The organism is Bifidobacterium longum subsp. infantis ATCC 15697 = JCM 1222 = DSM 20088, assembly GCF_000269965.1.
GTDB classification, from domain to species: domain Bacteria; phylum Actinomycetota; class Actinomycetes; order Actinomycetales; family Bifidobacteriaceae; genus Bifidobacterium; species Bifidobacterium infantis.
In genome coordinates this window covers 2,583,496-2,610,206 of sequence record NC_017219.1, presented here as the reverse complement: position 1 = coordinate 2,610,206, position 26,711 = coordinate 2,583,496, and the positions used below count along the sequence as shown (strand labels likewise).

The following is a 26,711-nucleotide window of genomic DNA, read 5'->3' as shown; positions in this document are numbered from 1 at the left end:
TGCGGCTTCCCGCATGAAGGAGGTAGGGGCATTATGAAGCGTCTGGCTGTGGGGTATGAGTTCATCTGCCGGATCATCATGATGGTGGCTGTGGTGAATGTCGCCTTCGTGCTGCACACGCTGCTTGGCTTTGTCTTGGGCGGGCTGTTTCCCTCCGTGGCCGCGTCGTATTCGGTGTTCCGCCAGTGGCTGCTCGACGTCGAAGATCGCTCCTGGACCATCAAACGTACATGGACGACGTTCCATCAGGCATGGCTGGAGGAGATCGGCGCGGCGAATCAGCTGGGGTGGCCGCAGACGATCATCTGGCTGCTGCTCATCTGGGAATACTGGTTCGTGCAGAACAACGACCTGGGCTATGTGGGGACCGCCGTATCCGGCGTGCTGTTGGTGCTCAACGTGCTGTACGGCCTGTTCGTGTTCCTCAGCTGGTCCGTGCACATCAATTTCAATGAGAATCTGCTATGGACGGTGCGCACGTCGCTGGTCATGGTGGTCGCACGCCCGTTGTGCAGCTTCATTGTGCTGGCTCTTTTCCTCGCCACGGTGTGGTCCTACTACACGTGGCCCGGTCTGATGATGGCGTTCGGGCCGGCGGTGCCGATCTTCTTCACCATGGTGGCCGTGTATTCGTGGGGCAAAATGCCGGGCATGGACGTGCGGGTGATTGAGCCGTTGGAGAAGAAACGATGAGGCAAGGACGACGGATTCGACGTCGCCAGATTCATTCCCCGTTGTCTTTCAGTATTAATAAACTGATTCCGCTTGGCGATACCTGATGGCAACCTGATTGTCTGTCATCTATTTCAAACGATATGAATATTCCAAGGAAGGAAGCGCACTGTGAGCGTTATCACCAAAGTCACCACGTATGATTTCCGGTTCCCGACATCGGCCACGTTCTCGGGCTCCGATGCCATGAACCCCGATCCGGATTACTCCTCCGCCTACGTCGTCGTCTCCACCGATGCCGGTGATTCCGGCAATGGATTCGTCTTCACCATCGGTCGTGGCAACGATGTCGTCGTCCGGGCCATCGACTCCATGTCCGAGACCCTTATCGGTCGTAACGTCGAGGAACTGCTCGACAACATGCGTCTCGCATGGGATCTGTTCGTGCGCGATTCGCAGCTGCGCTGGCTCGGCCCTGAGAAGGGCGTCGAGCACATGGCCATCGGCGCCGTGCTTTCGGCCCTGTGGGACCTCAAGGCCAAGCGCGCCGGCAAGCCGCTCTGGCTGCTCCTTTCCGAGATGGAGCCTGAAGAGCTCGTCGCGACGCTTGACTTCCGTTACCTGACCGACGCCCTCACTGCGCAGGAGGCCATCGATATCCTGCGCGCCGCCCAGGAAGGCAAGGCGGAGCGTATCGCCCACCTCAAGGAAGTCGGTTATCCGGGATATTCGACCGCCGCCGGATGGCTTGGCTATTCCGACGAGAAGATGGTCCGCCTGGCCAAGCAGGAGACCGAGGTCATGGGCTTCAAGCAGATCAAGCTCAAGGTCGGCCAGAACCTCGAGGACGACCTGCGCAGGCTGAAGCTCGCCCGTGAAGCGGTCGGCCCGGACATCGCCATCGCCGTCGACGCCAACCAGGTCTGGGACGTGCCGCAGGCCATCGAATGGATTGGCAAATTCAAGGACTACGACCTCGCATGGGTCGAAGAGCCCACCTGCCCGGACGATGTGCTCGGCCATGCCGCGATTCAGAAGGCCATCGACCCCATTCCGGTGGCCACCGGCGAACAGATGCAGAACCGAGTCATGTACAAGCAGTACCTGCAGGCCGGCAGCTTCAAGGTCATGCAGATCGACGCCACCCGAGTCGCCGGTCCCCAGGAGATCGTCCTCGAATACCTGCTCGCCAAGAAGTTCGGCGTCAAGGTCTGCCCTCACGCGGGCGGCGTCGGCCTGTGCGAAGCCGTCAGCCAGCTCGCGATGTTCGACTATGTGTCCGTCTCCGGCGAGATGGAGGACCGCGTCGTCGAATACGTGGACAACCAGCATGAATACTTCGTGCATCCGACCGTCATCAAGAACGGACGATACGTCGCTCCGCTCACTCCGGGCAACGGCACGGAGATGAAGATCGACGAATGCATGAAGTACCTGCACAAGGACTGACCGGTCGGGAGGACCTGAGATGGACCTGCATCTTAAAGACAAGGTGATCATTGTCACCGGAGGCTTCAAAGGCATCGGCAAGGGCATAACGCTGCGCTTGGCCGAGGAGGGCGCCATTCCTGTGGTGCTGAACCGTGATGACGGTGCCGGCGACGAATTCCGACAGGACATTGAACGAATCACCGACTCGTATGACACGTATCTGATCGACCTGAACAACACCGACGACATCGCCCCCATCGTCAAGTCGGTCATGGAGAAGCACGGCCATATCGATGGCGTGGTCAACAACGCCGGAAGGAACGACAATCTCGCGCTCGAGACCACATCGTGGCGTCAGTTCGAGGAGTCGATTCACGGCAACCTGACCCACTACTACGAGCTGGTCCATCAGTGCGTGCCGGCGCTCAAGGCCAGCAAGGGCTCGGTGGTCAATATCGGTTCCAAGACCGCATTGACCGGTCAGGGCAAGACCAGCGCCTACGCCGCCGCGAAGGGCGCGATTCTGGGACTGACCCGCGAATGGGCCGCCGCCCTCGCCCCGGACGAGGTCCGGGTCAACGCCGTCGTCGTGGCCGAGGCCTGGACACCGCTGTACGCACAGTGGATCAAGACGTTCGGCGACGAGCAGGCGCAGCGCGCGCAGCTTGAGAAGATCACCAGCAAGATCCCGCTCGGCCACCGCATGACCGAGACGTCGGAGATCGCCGACACCGTGGCGTTCCTGCTGTCCGACAGGTCGTCGCACACCACCGGACAATGGGTCTTCCCCGACGGCGGATACGTCCACCTCGATCGGGCACTCGGCTAGGAGATGCCGCACAGGGGATCATCGGTTCGCGTTCGCGCGTCCGGATCCCCTGTTTTCGATTCATCGCTTCAACACCGCTCGGCCCGCGGATTTCTTCGCCGCCGCAAGCGCAACGACCACCATATCGTCGAAAGGAAAATATCATGACCAGCAACGCCATGTTCGAAGGCGTGTTCTGCCCCTCCATCACCATCATGAACGCGGACGGAACCATAGATTACGACAACTGGGGCAAGCACCTCGACCACCTCGTCGACGCAGGCGTCGACGGCGTGCTGCTGTTCGGCAGCATCGGCGAATTCTACGCCATCGACGTCAAGACGAAGGCGGAAGCGGCTCGCTTCGCCGTCTCGAAGGTCGCCGGACGCATGAAGGTGCTCGTCGGCGTGGGAGACACCAACCTGGACAACGTGAAGGCGTTGGCGGCGGAAAGCGAAGCGGCCGGAGTCGACGCGCTGCTCGCCGTGTCCCCGTACTATTTCGGCCCGTCCCCGGATTGCGCGAAACGGTACTTCTCGGCGGTGGCCAAGGCGACGACCCTGCCCGTCATCCTGTACAACTTCCCGGCCCGAACGGGCAACGACCTCACGCCCGAGCTGGTGGCCGAACTCGCCGGCGAGAACCCGAACATCGTCGGCATCAAAGACACCGTCGACACCATCAGTCACACCAGGAAGGTCATCGCGGCCGTCCGCAAGGTGAACCCGTCGTTCAGCGTGCTGTCCGGATTCGACGAATACTACATCGTCAACCGGATCAGCGGCGGCAACGGCGTGCTGAGTGGTCTGACCAACGTGGAACCCGAGACGTTCGTCAAACTGCACCGCGCATGGGAGGCCGGCGACCACGCCGCGGTCGTCGAAGCGGCCGAGCGCGTCTCCTACCTGATGCGCCTGTACGACACCGCCGACCTGTTCATCAGCGCCATCAAGGGCGCGGTCAAGGCCAAGGGACTACCCATCGACACGTCCGTCCACGAGCCCGCCGTGCAGCTGACCGACGAGCAGTATCGCACCATCCGCGCCATCCTGGACAAGTGACGGTCGAATAGTCCCGAAGACGGACAGGGAGGAACGATGCTGAAGGGAATACCGCCGATCATACAGCCCGATCTGCTGAAGATACTCAGCGAGATGGGCCACGGCGATGCCATAGTCCTTGCGGACGCCCACTTTCCCGCCGAATCGGTGGGCGTCCGATCCCACGTGATCAGGTATGACGGCCAGCCCATCGAGCCGCTGCTCGACGCGGTGCTGCAGCTGATACCGCTGGACCAATACACGGAACACCCGGTGCTGCTGATGGACAAGGTTCCCGGAGACACCGTGGACACCCCGATATGGGACCGGTACCGTCAGGTCATCGACAGGCACGAGCCCGGCAAGCAAGCGGGCATCGGGATGCTGGAACGGTTCGCCTTCTACGAGGAGGCCGGCAGGTCCTATTGCATCGTCGCCACCGGCGAACAATCGCAGTATGCGAACATCATCATCAGAAAAGGCGTCATTCGCTAATAACCGAATAGGAGCAATATAATGAACAATCCTGCAGATGCGGGCATCAACCTGAACTATCTCGCGAATGTGCGCCCATCGTCGCGCCAGCTTGCCTGGCAGCGCATGGAGATGTACGCCTTCCTGCACTTCGGCATGAACACCATGACGGACAGGGAGTGGGGTCTTGGGCATGAGGATCCGGCACTGTTCAACCCGCGGAACGTGGACGTGGACCAGTGGATGGACGCGCTGGTGGCCGGCGGGATGGCCGGCGTCATCCTGACGTGCAAGCACCACGACGGATTCTGCCTGTGGCCGTCCCGATTGACGCGGCACACCGTCGCCTCGTCGCCGTGGCGTGAAGGCAAGGGCGACCTCGTTCGTGAGGTCAGCGAGTCCGCCAGGCGTCACGGACTGAAGTTCGGCGTGTACCTGTCCCCGTGGGACCGCACCGAGGAATCCTACGGCAAGGGCAAGGCGTACGACGACTTCTACGTCGGCCAGCTGACCGAGCTGCTCACCCAGTACGGGCCGATCTTCTCCGTCTGGCTTGATGGCGCCAATGGCGAGGGCAAGAACGGCAAGACCCAGTACTACGACTGGGATCGTTACTACAACGTCATCCGTTCGCTCCAGCCCGATGCGGTGATTTCCGTGTGCGGCCCCGACGTGCGCTGGGCCGGGAACGAAGCCGGGCATGTGCGCGACAACGAATGGAGCGTCGTGCCCCGCCGCCTGCGTTCGGCGGAACTGACCATGGAGAAGTCGCAGCAGGAGGATGACGCATCCTTCGCCACCACGGTCAGCTCCCAGGACGACGACCTCGGCAGCCGTGAGGCGGTCGCCGGATACGGGGACAACGTCTGCTGGTACCCGGCCGAGGTCGACACCTCCATCCGCCCCGGGTGGTTCTACCACCAGTCCGAGGACGACAAGGTCATGAGCGCCGATCAGCTGTTCGACCTCTGGCTTTCCGCGGTAGGCGGCAATTCATCGTTGCTGCTCAACATTCCTCCCTCGCCGGAAGGTCTGCTCGCCGAACCGGATGTGCAGTCGCTCAAGGGATTGGGCCGCCGCGTCAGCGAGTTCCGTGAAGCGCTGGCCTCGGTCCGCTGCGAAGCCAGGACCAGCAGCGCATCCGCCGCCGCGGCGCATCTCGTCGACGGGAATCGGGACACGTTCTGGCGCCCGGATGCCGACGATGCGGCCCCCGCCATCACGCTCACCCTCCCGCAGCCCACGACGATCAACGCCATCGTGATCGAGGAGGCCATAGAGCACGGTCAGCGCATCGAGCATCTGCGCGTCACGGGTGCGCTGCCTGACGGCACCGAGCGCGTGCTCGGCCAGGCCGGCACGGTGGGTTACCGGAGGATACTCCGCTTCGACGATGTCGAGGTGTCCTCGGTCACCCTTCACGTGGACGGTTCGAGGCTTGCGCCGATGATCAGCCGCGCGGCTGCCGTGCGCATCTGAGGGCGTATAGGAATATAAAGGCGGTAACACCATGAAACTCACTTTCGATGGGATTTCTTCGCATTGGGAGGAAGGAATCCCGTTCGGCAACGGTCGCATGGGGGCGGTCCTGTGCTCCGAACCGGACGCGGATGTGCTGTACCTCAACGACGACACCCTCTGGTCGGGCTATCCGCATGCGGAGACCTCGCCGTTGACGCCCGAAATCGTGGCCAAAGCCCGTCAGGCGTCGTCTCGCGGCGATTACGTGTCGGCCACGCGGATCATCCAGGACGCCACGCAGCGGGAGAAGGACGAGCAGATATACGAGCCGTTCGGCACGGCTTGCATCCGGTACTCGTCGGAGGCCGGCGAACGGAAGCATGTGAAGCGCAGCCTGGACCTCGCCAGGGCCCTCGCCGGCGAATCGTTCCGGCTGGGCGCCGCCGACGTCCATGTCGACGCATGGTGCAGCGCTCCCGATGATCTGCTGGTGTATGAGATGTCGTCGAGCGCGCCGGTCGATGCGAGCGTGAGCGTCACCGGCACTTTTCTCAAGCAGACCCGGATATCGTCGGGGTCTGATTCCGATGCGCGCCAGGCCACCCTCGTCGTCATGGGGCAGATGCCCGGACTCAATGTCGGATCATTGGCCCATGTCACCGATAATCCATGGGAGGACGAACGGGACGGCATCGGGATGGCGTATGCCGGCGCCTTCTCCCTCACCGTCACGGGCGGCGAGATCACGGTGATCGATGATGTTCTGCAGTGCTCGGGCGTCACCGGCTTGTCGCTTCGGTTCCGCAGCCTGAGCGGGTTCAAGGGAAGCGCCGAACAGCCGGAGCGGGACATGACGGTGCTCGCCGATCGGCTGGGCGAGACCATCGCCGCATGGCCGTCCGATTCGCGGGCGATGCTTGACCGTCACGTCGCCGACTACCGCCGGTTCTTCGACCGGGTCGGCGTGCGTCTCGGCCCGGCCCATGACGACGATGAGGAGGTGCCGTTCGCCGAGATCCTGCGCTCCAAGGAGGATACGCCGCACCGTCTGGAGACGCTCTCCGAGGCGATGTTCGATTTCGGCCGATACCTGCTGATCTCCTCGTCCAGGCCGCATACCCAGCCGTCGAATCTGCAGGGAATCTGGAACCATAAGGACTTCCCGAACTGGTATAGCGCCTACACGACGAACATCAACATCGAGATGAACTATTGGATGACCGGCCCATGCGCCCTCAAGGAGCTCATCGAACCGCTCGTCGCCATGAACAGGGAGCTGCTGGAACCGGGGCATGATGCGGCCGGCGCCATCCTCGGATGCGGTGGTTCCGCGGTCTTCCACAATGTCGATATCTGGCGCAGGGCGCTGCCGGCGAACGGAGAGCCGACGTGGGCGTTCTGGCCGTTCGGCCAGGCGTGGATGTGCCGGAACCTGTTCGATGAGTACCTGTTCAACCAGGATGAGTCGTATCTGGCTTCCATCTGGCCGATCATGCGGGACAGCGCGCGATTCTGCATGGATTTTCTGTCGGATACGGAACACGGTCTGGCCCCGGCTCCGGCGACATCGCCGGAAAACTACTTCGTCGTGGACGGCGAAACGATCGCCGTCGCCCACACCAGCGAAAACACCACGGCCATCGTGCGCAATCTGCTCGATGATCTGATCCACGCGGCGCAAACCATGCCCGACCTGGATGACGGCGACAAGGCCTTGGTGCGGGAGGCGGAATCCACCCGCGCGAAGCTGGCGGCTGTCCGCGTGGGATCCGATGGCAGGATTCTCGAATGGAACGATGAACTCGTCGAGGCGGATCCGCATCACCGTCACCTGTCCCACCTGTACGAACTGCATCCGGGCGCAGGCATCACCGCGAACACCCCGCGTCTGGAGGAGGCCGCCAGGAAGTCCCTCGAAGTGCGTGGCGACGACGGTTCCGGCTGGAGCATCGTGTGGCGCATGATCATGTGGGCGCGTCTGCGGGACGCTGAGCACGCCGAACGCATCATCGGCATGTTCCTCCGCCCGGTCGAAGCCGACGCCGAAACCGATCTGCTTGGCGGCGGCGTGTATGCCAGCGGCATGTGCGCGCATCCCCCATTCCAGATCGACGGCAATCTGGGCTTCCCCGCGGCTCTGGCGGAGATGCTCGTCCAGAGTCATGACGGCATGGTGCGCATCCTGCCCGCGTTGCCCGAGGATTGGCATGAAGGCAGCTTCCATGGCCTGCGCGCCAGGGGAGGCCTTTCGGTGGACGCCTCCTGGACGGACGACGCCATCGAATACACGCTGCGCTGCACGAAGCCCGCGACGATCACCCTGATCGTCGATGGCACCGACGCGACGCAGGTCCGACTGTCTCCCGACGAGCCGTTCAAGGGGCTTGTCCGCAGGTAGATCATCCAAAACCATATCGGCACGGATGAGCTGACCAAGGTGGCCGTCCAAGACGGCTTCGTCCCCGCGGCGCATCCGCTGGACTGACGAGGACCGCGCAAACGATGTGGCCCCCACCTCCTGTGAGGAGGTGGGGGCCACATCGTTTGCGCGGTGGACTATCGGATCAATTCTGATCAGATCAGCTCGAGATCGACGTCGAGGCTGATCGGCTTGTCCGCCGGGATATGGTACTGGGGGTGCACCGGCGACATCCAGGAATCATCGCCGCCGACGCCCATCTGTGCGGCAAGGACGCGCAGGAACATGTGCTTCGGCTTCGGCAGCTCGTCCTGGTGCTGGGCCTCCTCAAGCATGAAGCTGGAGTACGGCAACAGGCTTACCGCGAACGGCGCGGCGCCATCGGCGCGGCTGACGCGCATGCCGTGGCCGTGATCGTCGGTAATCTCGGCCCAACGCACATCCTCATGGTTGCCCGTCTCCTGCGGCATGAGGTACGGCGCATGATCGGCGAAGGCGTTGGTGTTCCACACGCCGAGCTTGGCGTGTTTGCGGTCCAGGTACGTCTCCTCCGGGCCGGTGCCGAAGAACCTCAGGTTCGTGTACTGCACAGGCAGCGTCCATTCGATGCCGAACGCCGGGATGGTGGGCAGGTCGCCCTGCTCTCCGGGGTATTCGACGTGCAGGTTCACGCGGCCATCGGTGTGGGCCGTGTAGGAGACGGTCACCTTGGTGCGCTGCGCGGTGGCGAGCTCATACGTGTACGTGCCCTTGAGCGTGCTGTCGTCGATCTGCTCGAGCACGTTGTCCACGCAGCGGGCGTAGCGGCCGGCGCCCAGCCACTGGACGCGCTCGAAGCCATGACCAGCGCCGCGATCGTTGTCGGTCAGCGGACGGAAGGTGGTGATTGCGGGACGGCGCAGCACGAACTCGTTGCCGGCGAAGGTGTAGGAGACCATGCCGCCCTGGGTGCGCGACAGCAGGACCTCGCGTCCGGCGCCTCGCACGCCGGCGTTCCAACGGCCCACGGTGATGGTCCCATCGGCCGGCTTCGTGTCGGGCGTCGCGGTGGCGTCCGCGGGCACCACCGCCTGTCCGAAGGCGAGCTCGTAGCCGCTCTCGGCCCAATCGGTCGCCTTGGCGAGACGCTGCGAAACCTGCAGCACCAGTTCGCGGGCGTCGGCGCGGTACGCCGCCACCGGCCATGCGACATCGAACGTGCGGGTCTCACCGGCGGGCACGTCGAAACGCCGGGTGGACTGCCAGACCGGCTTGCCGTCGGCGAGAACGCTCAGGACGAACACGTAGTCGCCGGTGGCGGTGAACAGGTTGTCGTTCTTGACGGACACCGAATCCTTCGTCACGTCGATGTGGACGTTCGAGTACAGCTGCTTGACTTCCTGGGCCTTGGGGGAAGGCTTGCGGTCGGCGAACAGCAGGCCGTCGCCGGAGAACTCGTAGTCGGACGGACGGTCGCCGAAGTCTCCGCCGTAGCGCAGGCTCCTGGTGCCGTCGGGCTGGGTGGCGTAGATGGCCTGGTCGATGAAGTCCCAGATGAAGCCGCCCTGATACTTCGGGTAGCGTTCGAGCGCCGTGTATTCGTCCATGTTGCCCACGGAGTTGCCCATGGCGTGCATGTATTCGCAGGAGAGGTACGGCTTCTTCGGGTCGTCCTTCAGGTACTTCTCGATTTCGTCGGCATGCGAGTACATGCGGGTCTCGATGTCGGTGACGTCATCGTAGTCACGGTTGTGGGTCACGCCCTCGTAATGCACCGGACGGTTCGGGTCGATGTCGTGCACGTGCTTGTACATGGCGCGGAACACGTCGCCCACGTAGGATTCGTTGCCCAGCGACCAGATCAGCACGCTCGGGTGGTTGTAGTCACGACGCATCATGCTGTTGACGCGGTCGACGCAGGCGCCTTCCCATTCGCGCTTGCTGCCCGGCACGATGGTGTCCTCGGTGAGGACGTCTCCGGGCAGGGACCAGCTGCCGTGGGCTTCGAGGTTGGTCTCGTCGATCAGGTAGATGCCGTACTCGTCGCACAGTTCGTACCAGCGTTCCTGGTTCGGGTAGTGCGAGGTTCGGATGGAGTTGATGTTGTGGCGCTTGCAGAAGACCACGTCATCGATCATGTCCTGCTCGGTGATGGCGCGGCCGCGTTCGGCGTCGAACTCGTGGCGGTCGGCGCCCTTGAACACGATGCGCTTGCCGTTGATGGTCAGGATGCCGTCCTCGATGCGGAAGCGGCGGAAACCGACCTTCTGGGACGTGCATTCGATGACGTCGCCCGCCTGGTCGATGACGTCGACGTCAAGCTCGTACAGCGTCGGGCTTTCGGCGCTCCATGGTTCGATGCCCTGCAGCGGTCCGCTGGAGAGCGCGGTCTGCGCCTCCGCGTCGCCCGTCGTCTGCCACACCGTGTTGCCGTCGGCGTCCTTCAGGGTCGCGCGGACCGTGGCCGCGTCGGTCGCGTTGAGCACGGTCAGCGCGGCATCGAGGGAGGCGGTGCCGGCCTCGGGATCCCAATCGGCTTCGATCTGCGTGTTCTCGATGTGCACGTGCGGGCGGGCGGCGAGTTCGACGGAGCGGAACAGGCCGTGCAGGCGCCAGAAGTCCTGATCCTCAAGCCAGGAGGCGCTGGAGTATTCGTAGCAGGCGACGGCCACGACGTTCTCCCCATCGTGCAGCAGCCCGGTGATGTCGAACTCGTTGGGCGTGAAGCCATCCTCGCCATAGCCGACGAACGCGCCGTTGACCCACACGTAGATCGCCGTGGCCATGCCGTGGAACACGATCGACACCGATCCGCCGGCCTGCTTGGCGTTTGCCACGGGGGCGGAGACGGTGAACTTCCTGCGGTAGAGCGCGACGTGATTGTTTTCCGGGATGTTCGGTTCCAACGGGTTCTCGTGGCCGTCCCACGGATACTGGACGTTCACGTACTTGTGGTTCATCAGACCGGCCGTCTGCAGGTGGCCCGGAACCTGGATACGCTCGAACGAGGAGTCGTCGAACGACTCGGCCGTCGCGGGTTCCTCTTCGAGGTTGATGTCGGCGGCCTGAACGACTTCGACCCGCCACTCGCCGTCAAGGCTCTGCTTGAGATCGGACCATTGTCCGCTCTGGGGGTCACGGGCGTACCACTTGTGGCTGGAATGGGCCGGAGTCCGGTTCACCTCGAACACCGTCGGGTCGGTCAGCCAAGCCTGCGATGCGCGATCGACATGTGTGACGTCTGTCATGTTCTCCTGCTTTCTGTCATTACCTCGTTGTGAATGATATTATGGAAGAGGCCGGGGCCTCCTTTACCGAAAAGGATAAACAGTGTTTATATAAAACGCAAATCACGTTTACCGCTTCCAAATCATTGGCACTGCTTGCCGTCGACGCTGCGCCGCGTCCATGCAATGTCTCGGTTCAGCTCATGTTATCCCATCCTTGCGACACGCTGTTTATCTCCGTTTACTAATGTTTTTTACTTTCGGTGGGGGATGCGGACGGAAAGTTGGACGCTTGGGCGTCCGGATTGGAGTCCGCATGTTTTCGATGGAGGATCGGCGCAGGGCCGTTGACCTGTATTTCACGGAGGGCATGACCATCAGGAAGGTCATTGCCGAGCTTGGTTACCCGTCCGAGGGCGCGCTGGTGAAATGGGTTCGCGAGGACCCGCGTTACACGGGCGCGTGCAGGCGTTCGTATACGCTGGAATGCAAGACGAATGCGGCCAGACGCGCGCTCGAGGGCGAGCCCCTCGCCCGCGTGGCGCGCGACGCGGGTTGCACGCCGACGAGCGTGTACCAGTGGATGCGCCGCTACCGGAGCGAGGGGATACTGGGACTGATGGACAGGAGAAACGCGCCGATGCCGGCCGAACCGATGCCCGCGGCCGGCGATGACGTGGAGGAGCTGCGCCGGCAGGTGGAGGTCCTGCGGCTGGAGAACGCGGTGATGCGGGAGACGATCGATGTTTTAAAAGCCGACGACCCGCGCCTCGACCCGTCCATGCTGACGAACAGGGAGAGGACGCGGGTCGTCGACGCGATCAGGGGTGAATTCGGCCTGGCGGCCTGTCTGAAGGCCGTGGGGCTGAAACGCAGCACCTACTATTACGAGCGCGGCGCGATCGCCGCGGGCGACAGGTACGCCGTGCTGCGGGCCCGCGTCGCCGGCCTGTTCGAGCAGGGTGGGCGCGCATGGGGATACCGGACCATCCACCGCATGCTGCGCCTTGACGAGTCCGACCCGATCGTCGTCTCGGAGAAGGTCGTCAGGCGGATCATGCGCGAGGGGGCCATGCGGCCCGTGTACCTGAAGCGGCCGAAGCGGTGGAGCTCCTACGCCGGCGAGATCGGCGAGGCCCCGGCGAACCTCGTGGAGCGGGACTTCCACGCCGACGCGCCGAACATGCTGTGGGTCACGGACGTCACCCAGTTCACCATGGACGGGTACAAGTGCTGGCTTTCCCCGGTGGTCGACTGCTTCGACGGGATGGTGGTCTCCTGGACCTTGTCGCGCTCCCCGAACGCCGACATGGCGAACCGGATGCTCCTTGACGCGGTCGCCACGCTCAGGGACGGGGAACATCCAATCATCCATTCCGACCGCGGCTGCCACTACCGGTGGGACGAATGGATCCGCATCTGCGAGGAGCACGGGCTGATCCGGTCGATGAGCGCCAAGGGATGCAGCCCGGACAACGCGGCCGCCGAGGGGTTCTTCGGCAGGCTCAAGAACGAGTTATTCTACGGGCGGGACTGGAGGGGCGTGGGCTACGAGGAGTTCCGCGAACGCCTGGCCGCCTACCTGACCCACTACAATGAAACCAGGATCAAGAAGTCACTGGACTGGATGAGCCCCGTGCAATACCGCAGAAGTCTTGGACTGGCCGCCTGACCGTCCAAAAAAACATCCGCACCCCCGTGATAAAACTTGTATGCTTACTTTACAAAATCAATGAGTGATTCCATGCTCTGGGTTCTTAAGGAGAAGATTAATGAGCAACGAAAATGTCGCGGACGGTGACGTCCGCAGGAAGGGCGGGTTAGGCCAGCGCATCGCCTACGCGTTCGGCAACCTCGGTCAGGCCGCCTTCTACAACGCGATGAGCACGTACTTCATCGTGTACGTCACCAGCTGCCTGTTCTCGGGCGTTGACAAGGCGCTTGCGGCCAAGCTGATCGGCGTCATCACCAGCCTCGTGGTGATCATCCGCATCGCCGAGATCTTCGTCGATCCGCTGCTGGGCAACCTGGTGGACAACACCAACACCAAGTGGGGCCGTTTCCGCCCGTGGCAGTTCTTCGGCGGACTGGTCTCCTCCGTGCTGCTTGCCGTGGTTTTCAGCGGCATGTTTGGCCTGGTGAACGTTAACTCCACATTGTTCATCGTCGTGTTCGTCATCACGTTCATCGTGCTTGACGTGTTCTACTCCCTGCGTGACATCTCCTACTGGGGCATGATCCCGGCGTTGTCCTCCGACTCCCACGAGCGTTCCACCTACACTGCCCTCGGCTCCTTCACCGGCTCCATCGGCGGCAACGCCATCACCATCCTCGTGATTCCGGTCGTCACCTACTTCAGCTGGGTGTTCACCGGCGAGAACGCCGAGCACCAGTCGGGTTGGACCGCTTTCGGCATCATCGTCGCGGTGCTCGGCATCATGACCGCCTGGACCGTCGCCTTCGGCACCAGGGAAAACCAAAGCGCCCTTCGCGCCAACGCCGAAGACAACGGTGGTCCGTTGCAGGCGTTCAAGGCCGTGTTCCAGAACGACCAGCTGCTGTGGGTCGCCCTGTCCTACCTGCTGTACGCCATCGCGAACGTGACCACCACCGGTGTGCTTCTCTTCCTGTTCAAGTTCGTCCTTGACAATCAGGCCGCTTTCTCCGCGACCGGTGTCATCGCCATGATCGCGGGCCTGGTCATGTCCCCGCTGTACCCGATTCTGAACAGGTACATTCCGCGCCGCTACCTGTACATCGGCGGCATGGTCTCCATGATCGTGGCTTATGTGATGCTCGCCCTGTTCTCCAGCAACATCGTCCTGGTCTTCATCGCGCTGGTGCTCTTCTACGTTCCCGGCACGCTCATCATGATGACGGTCATCCTCTCCCTGACCGACTCCATCGAGTACGGCCAGCTGAAGAACGGCAAGCGCAACGAGGCCGTTACGCTTTCCATCCGCCCGATGCTCGATAAGATCGGTGGCGCTCTGTCGAACGGCATTGTCGGCTTCATCGCCCTTGCGGCCGGCATGACGGGTGACGCAACCGCCGCCGATATGACCCCGACGAATATCCACGTCTTCAAGATCTGCGCGTTCTATGCCCCGCTCATCCTGATCGTGCTCAGCCTGGTGGTGTTCGTCTCCAAGGTCAAGATCACCGAGAAGATGCACGCGCAGATCGTTGACGAGCTCGAAGCCAAGCTCGCTTCCGGCGAGATCGTCGACGATGAGGCGCAGCCCGTGGAGGCCGCCGAAGCCGCCGCAGCCGTCGGCGATGAGACGCAGACAGTCAAGAACTGATCTCCCGCTCCCATCCCTCCCATAAGGCCCGTCCGCCTGAACCGCAAGATGCGGTCCATAGCGGACGGGCCTGTTCGTTCCTGCGATCGGCGGTCATGTCCAGGCCCATGCCCATGTTGGTTCGGGCCTTGAGGTCGGAGCCGGCGGTGTGTCACCTGTCGGCAAGTGATTATCTAATAGAGATAGTTCCATGCTCTGGATTCTTAAGGAGGAGACTAATGAGCAACGAAAATACCGCGGTCGGCGACGTCCGCAAGAAGGGCGGGCTCGGCCAGCGCATCGCCTACGCATGCGGCAACTTGGGGCAGGCCGCCTTCTACAACGCAATGAGCACGTACTTCGTCACGTACGTCACCAGCTGCCTGTTCGTCAGCTACAGCAAGGCTCTCGCCGCCCAGATGATCGCCGTCATCACCGGCCTGATCGTTGTTATCCGCATCGCCGAGATCTTCATCGATCCGTTGCTGGGCAACCTCGTGGACAACACCACCACCAAGTGGGGCCGTTTCCGCCCGTGGCAGTTCATCGGCGGTCTGGTCTCCTCCGTGCTGATCATGCTCATCTTCTCTGGTATGTTCGGACTGGTCAACGTGAACACCACGCTGTTCATCGTGCTGTTCGTCATCACGTTCATCGTGCTTGACGTGTTCTACTCCCTGCGTGACATCTCCTACTGGGGCATGATCCCGGCGTTGTCCTCCGACTCCCACGAACGTTCCACCTACACCGCCCTCGGCACCTTCACCGGCTCCATCGGCTACAACGGCATCACCGTCATCGTCATCCCGATCGTCAGCTACTTCACCTGGACGTTCACCGGCGCCAAGGGCCAGGGCCAGGCCGGATGGACCTCCTTCGGCTTCATCGTCGCGCTCCTCGGCCTGATCACCGCCTGGGCCGTCGCCTTCGGCACCAAGGAAAGCACCAACGCGCTGCGCGCCAAGGCCCAGAAGAACGGCAACCCGTTCGAGGCGTTCAAGGCCCTGTTCCAGAACGACCAGCTGCTGTGGGTCGCCCTGTCCTACCTGCTGTACGCCATCGCAAACGTCATCACGACCGGTGTGATGTACTACCTCTTCGTGTTCGTGCTTGACGAGCCGGCCGCCTTCTCCGTCACCGGTATCATCCCGCTGATCGCCGGATTCATCATGGCGCCGCTGTACCCGATTCTCAACCGCTGGATTCCCCGTCGCTACCTGTTCGCCGGCGGCATGGTCTCCATGATCATCGGCTACACGATGCTCGCCCTGTTCTCCAGCAACCTGCCGGTCGTCATCGTCGCCCTGATCTTCTTCTATGTGCCTGCGCAGTTCATCCAGATGACCGCGATCCTGTCGCTGACCGACTCCATCGAGTACGGCCAGCTGAAGAACGGCAAGCGCAACGAGGCGGTCACCCTGTCGGTGCGTCCCATGCTCGACAAGATCGGCGGCGCGATGTCCAACGGTGTGGTCGGTGCCGTTGCCCTCGCGGCTGGCATGACCGGTCATGCCACGGCAGCCGACATGACCGCGTCCAACATCACCACGTTCAAGACCTTCGCCTTCTACATCCCGCTTGTTCTCATCATCCTCAGCCTCGTCGTGTTCTGGTTCAAGGTCAAGATCGACGAGAAGATGCACGCGCAGATCGTTGACGAGCTCGAAGCCAAGCTCGCTTCCGGCGAGATCGTCGACGATGAGGCGCAGACCGTGGAGGCCGTCGAGGCCATCAACGAGGAGACGCCGGCGGCCAAGAACTGATCTCCCGCTCCCAATCCTCCCATAAGGCCCGTCCGCCTGAACCGCAAGATGCGGTCCATAGCGGACGGGCCTGTTCGTTCCTGCGATCGGCGGTCATGGACACACGCCCCAGTCTCTCGCTGATGGGCTGCTTAGTTGTGCTGTGCAGGAATGCCAGCTAAAAGAAGAGAAGCGCCGAACCGCGAAAGCGCCTGTCGGCGCAAGGGCCGCTCGCGGCGGCAAAAAATGGAGCCCGGGGCTTAAGCACGGTCCGACGCGGATACCAAGTATAGCTTGCGATGGGTATCGCCGCGCCGGGGAAGGGGTGGTGTTGGCCGGTAGCTGATTGTTGGGGTGCGGTTGGTGAGTCTCTCCCTCAGTCACGGGCATCGCCCGTGACAGCTCTCTCATCAGAGGGAGCCCGGAGCAGGATTTACTCCAACCGTCCGCGACGCCAGAGGTTGGCGCCGTGCTGGAAATCCTTGGCGGTGGCCATGAGGCTGCCGGCGGTGTGCATAAGGCGGGCGGCTTTGGTGCGCACCGCCTTTTCATCGGCATCCGAGGAGAAGGCGCCGTTGGCCTCGGCCCGGGTCACCATGCGCCGCGCCTCCATGCGCAAGCCCAACGCCACCACATCGGTAAACGCCGCCGCACGTTCAAGCGCCACGGCAAAATCGCCCACAAAAGCACCGGAGAGAATCGAATCGGCCAATCGCACGATGTCATCTTCACTGGGAGCCTGATCCACGCCGGCGATGGCGGAGGCGGTAGTGGCCACCGGCTCGCCCAAGCGCCACAGATGCGCGATTGAGTCGCGATTCGATCGCATCCACGTACGCAGCATATACAGTCGCCACAGCACACCAGGCAGCGAATCCGGCTCAGCATCGCTCCACAGTTCGGCGATTTCATCCACACCGACCGTCTCCACCAACGTGAGCACCCGCTCAACAACCGCCGGGTCCTCGCTATGGCGCACACGATCCAGCAATGCGGCAGCGGACAGATGGCTCATCTCGCTCAACGCCTGCGGGTCCATGCCACCTGCCAATCCATCGGCCACAGCCGGGTCGAGCTGAGCCGGGCGCGAGGGGCGTGAAGAACCCATGCGAGCAGGTCCGAATGCCGCTCCGGCCGCACGCAGCGAGCCGAAGCCTGGGCCCAGACTGCCGGCGGCACCATTGTGCGCGGCATGAGCCGCGGCGGCAGCGGCCGAGGAGTTGGATGAATCAGGAAATGCGGGTCTAGTAGACAAGCGGTTGAACCTTCTGAATATCGATGATTTTGGGACCATGAGGCGTCGGAGTGACGAACAGCGCCACCGCCGTGCCGGTCGGCATAAACGGTGTCTTGGCAATCAGGCGTTTGCTCAGAGACGGCGCAACGCACATGCTGCGCAGGTGTTCGAACATACCCCCAATCACTGGCCGGTGCATGCATATCGCTGTAGGCTGACGGCGCTCAAGTGCGAACTCGATTTCGCTGAGTAGACACTCCCATGCGGTGTCCGGCGCAGCGGCGTATGCATCTTCGGTGAGCGGGTCGAGATGAACCATGTCTCGTCCGGTCTGCCACGCGAACATCTCCAATGTCTCCTGGCAGCGCACCCAAGGCGACGTGGCCAGTCGGGTCGGATTGAAACACGCCAGCTCGCGGTTCAGCGCGTATGCCGCAGCCGCGCCGCGCGGCGTGATCGGACGGTTCTCGTCCGAGCCCTTCCACAGCTTGCGCGCTTCTGCCTTGCCGTGGCGCACGATAATCACCGGCACGGCGTCAAGCGCGCCCTCCTGCACCCGGTCAACGAATAGCGCAAGGATGTCCTTATCGGTGGAATGGCTGAGTTTCTTGCGGGCCTTAGCCGGCGTCAACCACAGGACTTCGTCGATTTCGCCGATGTCCGCCCGATGCACCGGGCCGAACGCATGGGTGCGCCGCAGATTGTCGATGGCGCTGATTGGCGTGGCCATCCAGAACTGGATGTGCTTGGTGTCCGCCGACCGATCCTTGGTATGGCGCTGTTTGATGCCCTCTTCGGACAGCGGGTACTCGATGTCACCCAGATAAGGGCCAAGCTCCACGGACAGGCCCGATTCCTCGCCGATCTCGCGCACGGCGGCATGCCGGTGTGATTCGTTTGGATCGACCTTGCCTTTCGGCCAGCTCCAGTCGTCGTATTTCGGGCGATGCACGACGCACAGTTCGATGCGGTTGAGTACGTTGTCCGCCGTGGCTGGGCTGTCGGCCTGTGCCGGGTCCGGGGCGGGAGCCGCGTCCGATGCGCCGGGTGCTGCCGTGGTCTCGCCGTCAGAATCCGTGGTGTTCGCGATGATGGTGCCATCGGTGGCAATATTGGATTTCACTGATGGAGATGATGCCTGCGTCGGCTCGGCATCATCCTTCCACCGGTACAGAATACCGCCGGCGGCTTCCACGATTCGTCTCATACTGTTCGTACCCATCTCTTGTATTGTAGGTCACGTTGGACCGCTGCTACGTAGTTTTGCGCATGGAACGACGATGCCCGGCATCCTCTCGAAAGAGGAGCCGGGCATCGTAACCACCCTCAGTCAGCTTGCGTTGACAGGGAGCATCGAGTGAAATCAGTTGTGCGAATTGGGGCGGCGCTGGTGCTTGCGAATCAGGTATTCCTGACTATCGACCAGCGGGCGGCCCTCGTCGTCCTTGGTGTGCAGCACATATGTGCCGTCGGGCTGCATGTGCCAGCTCATGGTGGAGTCGGCCATCTGCAGGTCCACGTACTTGATGAGCCCGTCAATCTGCTCCGGGGCGGTGACACGCACCAGAGCCTCCACACGGCGGTCAAGGTTGCGGTGCATGAGGTCAGCCGAACCGATGTAGACCTCCGGGCCGGAAGCCGGACCCTCGCCGATCTGCGGGCCGTCCGCATTGCAGAAGGCGTAGATACGGGAGTGCTCCAGGAAGCGACCGAGAATCGAACGGACGCGGATGTTCTCGGACAGACCGGGAACGCCGGGCTTCAGAGCGCAGATGCCGCGCTCCACGATGTCGATCTTCACGCCGGCCTGAGAGGCACGGTACAGGGCGTCGATGGTCTTCTCGTCCACGATGGAGTTGACCTTGATCTTGATCCAGGCCTCCTTGCCGGCGCGGGCGGCGTCCTCCTCGCGGCGGATGCGCTGGATTAGACCGGTGCGCACGGTGCGAGGGGCCACCAGCAAACGGTGGAAGCTGGACTTCGGCGCGTAACCGGAGAGCTGGTTGAACAGACGAGTCAGATCCTGGCCGACCACCGGGTCGCAGGTCAGCAGACCCAGATCGGTGTACAGTCGCGCGGTCTTCGGGTTGTAGTTACCGGTGCCTACGTGGCAGTAGCGGCGTAGACCGTCCGCTTCCTGACGCACGACTTCGATGAGCTTGCAGTGGGTCTTCAAGCCCACGATGCCGTACACCACGTGCACGCCGGCGCGTTCGAGCTTGCGGGCCCACGCGATGTTGGCGTCCTCGTCGAAACGAGCCTTGATTTCCACCAAAGCCAGCACCTGCTTGCCGGCATGAGCGGCGTCGATCAGGGCGTCGATGATCGGCGAGTTGGAGCTGGTGCGGTACAGGGTCTGCTTGATGGCCAGCACCTTCGGGTCCGCGGCGGCCTGCGCAAGGAAGGCCTGCACGGAAGTGGAGAAGGAGTCATAGGGGTGATGCAGCAGGATGTCGCGCTCGCGGATGGCGGCGAAAATATCCTGTGCGCGGGAGGACTCGACCTCGGCGATCTGACGGTTCGTGGTCGGCACGAACGGACGGTTCTTCAGGTCCGGGCGGTCCACGCTGCCGAGCTCAAAGAGCACGGTCAGGTCCAGCGGGCTGGGCAGACGGTATACCTCGTCTTGGCTCACGCCGAGCTGGTCGGCGAGCAGCTGGGAGAGGAACGGGCTAGTGGTGTCCGTGATCTCCAGACGGATCGGCGGTCCGAAGCGGCGGCGCAGCAGCTCCTTCTCCATGGCGTTGAGCAGGTTCTCGGCGTCATCCTCTTCCACGTCGATGTCCTCGTTACGAGTCACGCGGAAGGAGCGGGCCTCCTTGATGATCATGCCCGGGAACAGGGATTCCAGATGCGCGGCGATGAGCTTTTCCATGGCGATGAAGCCGTAACGCTCGTCCTTGGACTCCTCGTCGGTCATGTCGTCCACCGGCACCAGGCGCGGCAGGTTGCCCGGGATCTTGACACGGGCGAAGTGCGACTTGCCGGAGGCCGGGTTCTCCACGATGACGGCCAGGTTGATGGAGCCGCCGGAGATGTAGGGGAACGGGTGGGCCGGATCCACGGCGAGCGGCGTCAGGACCGGGAACACCTGCTGGCGGTAGTAGCGCGAGAGGCGCTCCTGCTCGGAGGAGGTGAGCTTGTCCCACGTCAGCAGGACGATGCGCTCCTTCTCCAATTCCGGCAGAATGGTGTCGATCGCGTAATGTGCGTGCTCGTCTTGCAGACGGTGTGCGGTCTCGCTGATCGCGCGCAGCTGCTGACGCGGGCTCAGGCCGGCGGCAGACGGCACGGCGATGCCCGAGTCGATACGGCGCTTCAGACCGGCGACGCGGACCATGAAGAACTCGTCAAGGTTCGAGGCGAAGATCGCGGCGAAGTTGGCGCGCTCGAGCAGGGGCATGTCTTCGTTCTCCGCACATTCGAGCACGCGCTGGTTGAACTTGAGCCAGCTGAGCTCGCGGTCGAAGAAACGGTCCTTGGGCAGCGGTGCCTCGCCTTCCTGATCGACGCGGCGGTCGTTGTTGTCGTTTTCGGCAATATGCTCTGCGATTTGGCTGCGCAGAATTGCCTTCGAGGGTGCGTCAAATATCTGTGCCATAGCCTATATCGTAAGCTCTGGCGTGGCCGGAAAACGACTGAACGCGCCAGAATTCAACGGGTGTTCATGTTAGTTCGGTGTTGGTTGGTTTTGTGTGTGCTAGCGTGCTCGCGACACGCCGTGAGCGGCGGTGAAACGAACGAAACCGAACATCAGACGGGTTCGATGTGAACAGTTCAGCTCGTTTTCCGATAGTCAGAAAGTGCGATTGAACAGTTGTGATAAAAAACGCACAACGACTCTCTGCAGGTTGCGAGAAACGGGAGTGATGAATAGATTATGAGGTACAAGGACAACTGAACAGAGCAGAGCCCACAAATAGTGTATGGTCACGAGGACTGTTACGTTGGACGGGCATTGGAAAGACTTACCGTTACAACGATGATGTTGTGCAGAGATTCTGCTCCAGTAGTTGAACTTGTAGAAAAGGCTCGCTCCGGCGGGCCTTTTCGTTTGTGTGTACAGTGGAGGGCATGACGGAAACACAGCGTACGCCAGAGGGGATGTCGTCGAAACCCCGTATCAAGCCGGCCGATGCCGAAGACGGCCGCCCGGTCTCTATCTCTGCGCGTCTCGGACGACTGCAATTCCACTATTCCGGCAAGTTCCGCGTGCTGCAGATTGCCGACATTCAGGATGGGCCGAAAGTCTCCAAAGACACCATCGCCCTGATTGAGGCCAGCCTTGATGCCGCACGGCCTGATCTGGTGATTTTCTCCGGCAACCAGATCGCCGGCTACGATCCGGCGTTCGCCGATTCATTCCGTAAACGTCGCTGGTGTGATGAACCTATTGCCGAATCCGCGCTGAACCATACCCGAGCGCTGGTGCGCAAGGCCATTGGCCAGTTCACTGAGCCGTTGGCGGCGCGCGGCATTCCGTGGGCCGTGACGTACGGCAACCATGATTTCCAATGCGGGCTAAGCAATGCGGAACTGGACGGTATCTATCGCGAGTTCCCCGGTTGTGTCAATCCGCCAAGTGAGACCTTGCCGAACCAGATTGCATACACCTGTGGAGCGGGTGGCGCTGTGCAGACACTGTCTGGTGCCACTGGTTCCGGTGAACCAGGCACCTTCGCGCTGCCGGTTATGGACGTTGACCATACGCGCAATGTGCTGGGTCTGGTCATTCTTGACTCCGGCGATTACGTGCATGGCGGCGGCTTCGGCGCACCATCGCCCGCAGCGCTCGCCTTCCTGAACGCCGTGCCCGACCGTATCGGTGCGAAATCAATGGTGTTCCAGCACATGCCGATGCCCGAGTATTACAACGTGCTGAAGCCGGTGGCGGCCAACGCGGCGTTTGCCATGCAGGGCTATCGTTCGCACGCCGATACCTACTACGTGCTGGACGAATTGCAAACCCAGCCCGGCGGATATTTGGGAGAAGGCATATCCTGCCCTGATACGTCAGGCGAATTCGAATTGCTGCGCGAGGGGTATTTCGGCGTCGTAGCTGGTCATGATCATCGCAACGGTTTCGTCGGCGAACATGAGGGTCTGTTGCTTATCGCTACGCCAACCTGCGGATTCAATACGTACGGACCGGCTCCGGCCAAACGCGCCACGCGATTGATCGAATTTGATATCCGTCACCCTTACGAGCCGCGTACGCAATTGCTGGAGTTTGGCGAACTGGTGGGCAAGCCCAGTTCCAAACGCGCCTATACCTATGCGGTGAACCAGACCGCGCCTGGCGAGGGCGAGGGCGATGATTTGCTGCGCAAGCCGTCGCTATGGAGTCAACTGTCCGGTTTATTCAGGTAACCCGGTTTATTCAGGTAACTGTTCCTGATAGAGGCGGAAAGCGGCGCGAAGTATTCGAGGTTTCGGTGGCCTTCCGCTGTGTTGGACGATTAGTGGCAGAAATCCCGCGTCTCTTTCGTTGTGACGCGGGATTTCTGCCGGTTGGGCTATCGGTTGGATTGACTGGTATGTTTCAGCGAACGGCTTTGACCAGTGCCTCGGTGAGGTACTTGCCGGCGGCCATCACCAGCGGCGCATAGCGGCGTCCGGGGGCGGCGCCCATGCGGCCGGTCGGGCCAGAAATCGAGATGGCGGCGATGACCTGGCCGGAGGCGTTGCGGATCGGGGCGGAAATCGAGCACACGCCCTCTTCGCGCTCGTTCACGGACTCGGACCAGCCGCGCTTGCGTACGGCGGCCAGCTTGGTGGCGGTGAACTTGGCGTGGCGCAATCCCTGGTGCAGACGGTCGGAATCCTCCCAAGCCAGAAGAATCTGGGCGGCGGAACCGGCTTCCATCGACAGCATGGCACCCACGGGAATGGAATCACGCAGGCCGGAGGCGCGTTCCACAGCGGCGATGCACACGCGCTGATCGCCTTGGCGGCGGTAAATCTGCGCAGACTCGCCAGTGCGATCGAGCAGTGTCTGCAGGATAGGGCCGGCGGCGGTCAGCAGACGATCCTCGCCTGCTGCGGCGGCAAGTTCGGCGAAACGGGAGCCGAGTACGAATCGGCCATGCTGGTCGCGCAGTACGAAACGGTGGCGTTCCAGTGCAATAGCCAAACGATGTGCGGTCGGTCGGGCGAGACCGGTGGCGGCCACAAGCTGTCCCAGCGTGGACGGACCGGACTCCAGTGCGTCAAGAATCTTTACGGTTTTATCAAGGACGCCAACGCCGGAATGGATTTCCCCATCGTCCTTGGTGGTGGTGTCTTCAACCGGCTCGGACTCGGTCAAGCTGTTGTTCAATGGTTCTTCTTGGGAATCAGTCATAATAAGGGCGATTATGCCATCTCACATAGTGAAATGGCAAATTAGGGAAGTGTCTCACAGGGTGGTCATGAAGTTGAAAGGGCGTTCGTGGATGCCGAAGAGACCTGTCTGGAGCGGAACCGAGTCATGCCTAGGTCATGTTCGAGTCGTATCCGAGCCATATTGAGGCCGTCATTTGACCGTATCTCAATATCCGGCATGCTCATGGCTGGGCCCATCGCAAGCACATAGGCTAATACCACGAACAAGGCGCGAACACAATGCCTCGCGCGATATTTTTTGGAGGAATCACTATGGGAACGACACTGGCCGAGAAGGTCTGGGCCGATCATCTGGTGCGCAAGGGCAGCGACGGAGCTCCTGATTTGCTGTACATCGATCTGATGCTCATGCATGAGGTCACCAGTCCGCAGGCGTTTGAGGGCCTGCGCTTGGCCGGCCGCAAGCCGCGTCACGTGGACCAGCTCATCGCCACCGAGGATCACAACACGCCGACCGTTGATATCGACCGGCCGAACCCGGACAAGACAAGCGCACTGCAGTTGACGACTTTGGAGAAGAACTGCAAGGAGTTCGGCGTGCGCCTGCACCCGCTGGGCGACGCCGATCAGGGCATCGTCCACGCGTTCGCCCCGATTCTGGGCCTGACTCAGCCGGGCATGACCATCGTGTGCGGTGATTCGCATACGTCGACGCACGGCGCGTTCGGTGCGCTGGCGTTCGGCATCGGCACTTCCGAAGTCGAGCACGTGATGGCCACGCAGACGCTGTCCCTGAAGCCGTTCAAGACCATGGCCATCAACGTCGAGGGCAAGCTGCCCGCGGACGCGACCGCCAAGGACATCATTCTGGCGATCATCGCCAAGATCGGCACCGGCGGCGGCCAGGGATACGTGATCGAATACCGTGGCGAGGCGATTCGCAACCTCACCATGGACGAGCGCATGACCGTGTGCAACATGTCCATCGAAGCCGGCGCGCGCGCCGGCATGATCGCGCCGGACGAGACCACGTTCGAGTACCTGAAGGGCCGTCCGCACGCGCCGGAAGGCGAACTGTGGGATCAGGCCGTGGCGTACTGGAAGACGCTGAAGACCGATGACGATGCCGTATTCGACAAGGTGGTGGACATCGACGCCTCCACGCTGGGACCGTACGTGACATGGGGCACCAACCCCGGCCAAGGTCTGCCGATCACCGCCTCCGTGCCGGAGCCGGACAAGATCGCCGACGCCACCAAGCGCGCCGCCGCCGAACGTGCGATTACATACATGGGTTTGAAGCCGGGCATGCCGATCAAGGACATCGCCGTGGACACCGTGTTCATTGGTTCGTGCACCAACGGTCGTATCGACGATTTGCGCCAGGCCGCCGCGATCATGAAGGGCCACCACAAGGCCGAGAACATTCACCGCGTGCTCGTGGTGCCGGCCTCCTCCCGTGTGCGTCTGCAGGCGGAGAAGGAAGGCCTCGATAAGGTGTTCGAGGACTTTGGTGCCGAATGGCGTAATGCCGGCTGCTCGATGTGCCTGGGCATGAACCCCGACAAGCTGGTACCGAACGAGCGCTCGATTTCCACTTCGAATCGTAACTTCGAGGGCCGCCAGGGCAAGGGCTCGCGCACGCATTTGGCGTCGCCGTCCGTAGCCGCCGCCACCGCCATCCGCGGCACAATCTCGTCCCCCGCCGATCTCTGAGTCAATACACATGAGCCTCCTCTGACGAGGGGGCTGTCAGTCGAAGACTGACTGGGGGAGAGATCCCCGAAAGGAAAATTGTTATGGAAAAACTCACCACACTGACCGGCGTGGGCGTGCCGCTGCGCCGCTCCAACGTCGATACCGACCAGATCATTCCCGCTGTGTTCTTGAAGCGCGTGACCAAGTCCGGCTTCGATGACGCCCTGTTCTACGCATGGCGCCGAGACCCGAACTTCGTGCTCAACAAGCCGGAATACGCCGGTAAGGGCCAGATTCTGGTCGCCGGCCCCGAATTCGGCATCGGCTCCTCCCGCGAGCACGCCGTGTGGGCGCTGCACGATTACGGTTTCCGCGTGGTCATCGCGCCGAGCTTCGCCGACATCTTCTACGGCAACACCGCCAAAAACGGCGTGCTGGCCGCGATTATGCCGCAGGAGTCCGTCGAGCTCCTGTGGAAGCTGCTGGAGGAAGAGCCTGGTCGCGAGATGACTGTCTCGTTGGAGACTCGCACCGTCACCTGCGGCGATGTGACCCTGCCGTTCGAGGTGAACGATTACGTGCGTTGGCGTCTGATGAACGGCTACGACGACATCGATCTGACACTGCAGCACGAGGACGACATCGCCGCCTACGAAAAGATGCGCGCCGAAAAGTTCCCCTTCAAGCCCAAGACCATTCCCGCCAAGCACTGGCCCGAAGAAAAAATCGAGTCCGCCCGCGAGCCGGACGATGATTGGACAGGGCCGTTGGCCGATCGCGGCATTATTTAGCCGCGATCGGCCTGCTGAAAGCCCAGTGGGCTTTCGGCAGGCCCTGTGCCGAGCTGCGACAGCAGCGAGGCCAGCATTGAGCCTCGCCGAAAGGCGAGTCTATAATTGCAGGCCCAGGGCCGTT

The 26,711-nt window shown here is 62.2% G+C and carries 18 protein-coding genes; 13 read left to right on the top strand and 5 right to left on the bottom strand.

Annotated features, from left to right (window positions below; translation table 11 throughout):
* The first annotated feature begins 33 nt into the window (after window positions 1–33).
* The 7 genes from BLIJ_RS12125 to BLIJ_RS12095 all read left to right on the top strand — a co-directional run bounded on the left by BLIJ_RS12125 (window position 34) and on the right by BLIJ_RS12095 (window position 8,284).
* Window positions 34–693, top strand: a complete 660-nt coding sequence (locus tag BLIJ_RS12125; protein ID WP_012578568.1) for a YesL family protein — start codon at window positions 34–36, stop codon at window positions 691–693.
* A gap of 150 nt (window positions 694–843) precedes the next feature.
* Window positions 844–2,121 (top strand): enolase C-terminal domain-like protein, encoded by a 1,278-nt coding sequence (locus BLIJ_RS12120; RefSeq protein WP_012578567.1) that lies wholly within the window; start codon window positions 844–846, stop codon window positions 2,119–2,121.
* Window positions 2,122–2,140: 19 nt separating this feature from the next.
* Window positions 2,141–2,932 carry an SDR family oxidoreductase gene (locus tag BLIJ_RS12115; RefSeq protein WP_012578566.1) on the top strand — a complete coding sequence of 264 codons (792 nt, stop codon included), beginning with the start codon at window positions 2,141–2,143 and terminating at the stop codon, window positions 2,930–2,932.
* A gap of 143 nt (window positions 2,933–3,075) precedes the next feature.
* Window positions 3,076–3,972: a dihydrodipicolinate synthase family protein gene (locus BLIJ_RS12110; RefSeq protein ID WP_012578565.1), complete on the top strand. Its 897-nt coding sequence runs from the start codon at window positions 3,076–3,078 to the stop codon at window positions 3,970–3,972.
* Window positions 3,973–4,008: 36 nt separating this feature from the next.
* Complete coding sequence (gene fucU / locus BLIJ_RS12105; RefSeq protein WP_012578564.1) at window positions 4,009–4,446, top strand: L-fucose mutarotase; 438 nt, start codon at window positions 4,009–4,011, stop codon at window positions 4,444–4,446.
* Window positions 4,447–4,491: 45 nt separating this feature from the next.
* Window positions 4,492–5,904 (top strand): alpha-L-fucosidase, encoded by a 1,413-nt coding sequence (locus BLIJ_RS12100; protein WP_370539023.1) that lies wholly within the window; start codon window positions 4,492–4,494, stop codon window positions 5,902–5,904.
* Between the two features lie 31 nt (window positions 5,905–5,935).
* Window positions 5,936–8,284: a glycosyl hydrolase family 95 catalytic domain-containing protein gene (locus BLIJ_RS12095; RefSeq protein ID WP_012578562.1), complete on the top strand. Its 2,349-nt coding sequence runs from the start codon at window positions 5,936–5,938 to the stop codon at window positions 8,282–8,284.
* A gap of 176 nt (window positions 8,285–8,460) precedes the next feature.
* Here BLIJ_RS12095 and lacZ read toward each other — a convergent pair whose 3' ends face one another.
* The gene (gene lacZ, locus BLIJ_RS12090) at window positions 8,461–11,532 is read right to left on the bottom strand and encodes a beta-galactosidase, LacZ type (protein ID WP_012578561.1); all 3,072 of its coding nucleotides are present in this window, start codon (window positions 11,530–11,532) and stop codon (window positions 8,461–8,463) included.
* Window positions 11,533–11,827: 295 nt separating this feature from the next.
* On the opposite strand from lacZ, the gene BLIJ_RS12085 reads away from it, so the two are divergent.
* The 3 genes from BLIJ_RS12085 to BLIJ_RS12075 all read left to right on the top strand — a co-directional run bounded on the left by BLIJ_RS12085 (window position 11,828) and on the right by BLIJ_RS12075 (window position 16,558).
* Window positions 11,828–13,183 carry an IS3-like element ISBlo11 family transposase gene (locus tag BLIJ_RS12085; RefSeq protein WP_012576493.1) on the top strand — a complete coding sequence of 452 codons (1,356 nt, stop codon included), beginning with the start codon at window positions 11,828–11,830 and terminating at the stop codon, window positions 13,181–13,183.
* 100 nt (window positions 13,184–13,283) lie between these two features.
* Window positions 13,284–14,816, top strand: coding sequence for a glycoside-pentoside-hexuronide (GPH):cation symporter (locus tag BLIJ_RS12080; RefSeq protein ID WP_012578560.1), 1,533 nt, complete (start codon window positions 13,284–13,286; stop codon window positions 14,814–14,816).
* A gap of 218 nt (window positions 14,817–15,034) precedes the next feature.
* The gene (locus tag BLIJ_RS12075; protein ID WP_012578559.1) at window positions 15,035–16,558 is read left to right on the top strand and encodes a glycoside-pentoside-hexuronide (GPH):cation symporter; all 1,524 of its coding nucleotides are present in this window, start codon (window positions 15,035–15,037) and stop codon (window positions 16,556–16,558) included.
* Window positions 16,559–16,970: 412 nt separating this feature from the next.
* On the opposite strand, the gene BLIJ_RS14730 is transcribed toward BLIJ_RS12075, so the two are convergent.
* The 3 genes from BLIJ_RS14730 to BLIJ_RS12060 all read right to left on the bottom strand — a co-directional run bounded on the left by BLIJ_RS14730 (window position 16,971) and on the right by BLIJ_RS12060 (window position 21,375).
* On the bottom strand, window positions 16,971–17,792 hold the full coding sequence (locus BLIJ_RS14730; RefSeq protein WP_032743871.1) for a hypothetical protein: 822 nt from the start codon (window positions 17,790–17,792) through the stop codon (window positions 16,971–16,973).
* Window positions 17,782–18,981, bottom strand: a complete 1,200-nt coding sequence (locus BLIJ_RS12065; protein ID WP_012578557.1) for an NUDIX hydrolase — start codon at window positions 18,979–18,981, stop codon at window positions 17,782–17,784. The genes BLIJ_RS14730 and BLIJ_RS12065 overlap by 11 nt, the downstream gene beginning before the upstream one ends.
* A 156-nt stretch (window positions 18,982–19,137) precedes the next feature.
* Entirely contained in the window at window positions 19,138–21,375 is a 2,238-nt protein-coding gene (locus BLIJ_RS12060) for an RNA degradosome polyphosphate kinase (protein WP_012578556.1), read from the bottom strand.
* 473 nt (window positions 21,376–21,848) lie between these two features.
* On the opposite strand from BLIJ_RS12060, the gene BLIJ_RS12055 reads away from it, so the two are divergent.
* Entirely contained in the window at window positions 21,849–23,144 is a 1,296-nt protein-coding gene (locus BLIJ_RS12055; RefSeq protein WP_012578555.1) for a metallophosphoesterase family protein, read from the top strand.
* Window positions 23,145–23,316: 172 nt separating this feature from the next.
* Here BLIJ_RS12055 and BLIJ_RS12050 read toward each other — a convergent pair whose 3' ends face one another.
* Window positions 23,317–24,117, bottom strand: a complete 801-nt coding sequence (locus tag BLIJ_RS12050; RefSeq protein ID WP_014485184.1) for an IclR family transcriptional regulator — start codon at window positions 24,115–24,117, stop codon at window positions 23,317–23,319.
* Between the two features lie 293 nt (window positions 24,118–24,410).
* On the opposite strand from BLIJ_RS12050, the gene leuC reads away from it, so the two are divergent.
* Together leuC and leuD are read left to right on the top strand one after the other, a co-directional pair.
* A complete protein-coding gene (gene leuC, locus BLIJ_RS12045) occupies window positions 24,411–25,814 on the top strand; it encodes a 3-isopropylmalate dehydratase large subunit (RefSeq protein ID WP_012578553.1) in 1,404 nt (467 codons plus the stop codon).
* 83 nt (window positions 25,815–25,897) lie between these two features.
* Window positions 25,898–26,587 carry a 3-isopropylmalate dehydratase small subunit gene (gene leuD, locus BLIJ_RS12040; protein WP_012578552.1) on the top strand — a complete coding sequence of 230 codons (690 nt, stop codon included), beginning with the start codon at window positions 25,898–25,900 and terminating at the stop codon, window positions 26,585–26,587.
* The last annotated feature ends 124 nt before the right edge of the window (window positions 26,588–26,711 follow it).

What these genes read in the sequence shown, in the direction of transcription:
- fucU (WP_012578564.1), top strand. Translation starts at nt 4,009, where the DNA reads ATGCTGAAGGGAATACCGCCGATCATACAGCCCGATCTGCTGAAGATA.
- BLIJ_RS12110 (WP_012578565.1), top strand. Translation starts at nt 3,076, where the DNA reads ATGACCAGCAACGCCATGTTCGAAGGCGTGTTCTGCCCCTCCATCACC.
- leuD (WP_012578552.1), top strand. Translation starts at nt 25,898, where the DNA reads ATGGAAAAACTCACCACACTGACCGGCGTGGGCGTGCCGCTGCGCCGC.
- BLIJ_RS12055 (WP_012578555.1), top strand. Translation starts at nt 21,849, where the DNA reads ATGACGGAAACACAGCGTACGCCAGAGGGGATGTCGTCGAAACCCCGT.
- BLIJ_RS12080 (WP_012578560.1), top strand. Translation starts at nt 13,284, where the DNA reads ATGAGCAACGAAAATGTCGCGGACGGTGACGTCCGCAGGAAGGGCGGG.
- leuC (WP_012578553.1), top strand. Translation starts at nt 24,411, where the DNA reads ATGGGAACGACACTGGCCGAGAAGGTCTGGGCCGATCATCTGGTGCGC.
- BLIJ_RS12085 (WP_012576493.1), top strand. Translation starts at nt 11,828, where the DNA reads ATGTTTTCGATGGAGGATCGGCGCAGGGCCGTTGACCTGTATTTCACG.
- BLIJ_RS12115 (WP_012578566.1), top strand. Translation starts at nt 2,141, where the DNA reads ATGGACCTGCATCTTAAAGACAAGGTGATCATTGTCACCGGAGGCTTC.
- lacZ (WP_012578561.1), bottom strand. Translation starts at nt 11,532, where the DNA reads ATGACAGACGTCACACATGTCGATCGCGCATCGCAGGCTTGGCTGACC.
- BLIJ_RS12050 (WP_014485184.1), bottom strand. Translation starts at nt 24,117, where the DNA reads ATGACTGATTCCCAAGAAGAACCATTGAACAACAGCTTGACCGAGTCC.
- BLIJ_RS12125 (WP_012578568.1), top strand. Translation starts at nt 34, where the DNA reads ATGAAGCGTCTGGCTGTGGGGTATGAGTTCATCTGCCGGATCATCATG.
- BLIJ_RS12060 (WP_012578556.1), bottom strand. Translation starts at nt 21,375, where the DNA reads ATGGCACAGATATTTGACGCACCCTCGAAGGCAATTCTGCGCAGCCAA.
- BLIJ_RS12065 (WP_012578557.1), bottom strand. Translation starts at nt 18,981, where the DNA reads ATGAGACGAATCGTGGAAGCCGCCGGCGGTATTCTGTACCGGTGGAAG.
- BLIJ_RS12095 (WP_012578562.1), top strand. Translation starts at nt 5,936, where the DNA reads ATGAAACTCACTTTCGATGGGATTTCTTCGCATTGGGAGGAAGGAATC.
- BLIJ_RS12075 (WP_012578559.1), top strand. Translation starts at nt 15,035, where the DNA reads ATGAGCAACGAAAATACCGCGGTCGGCGACGTCCGCAAGAAGGGCGGG.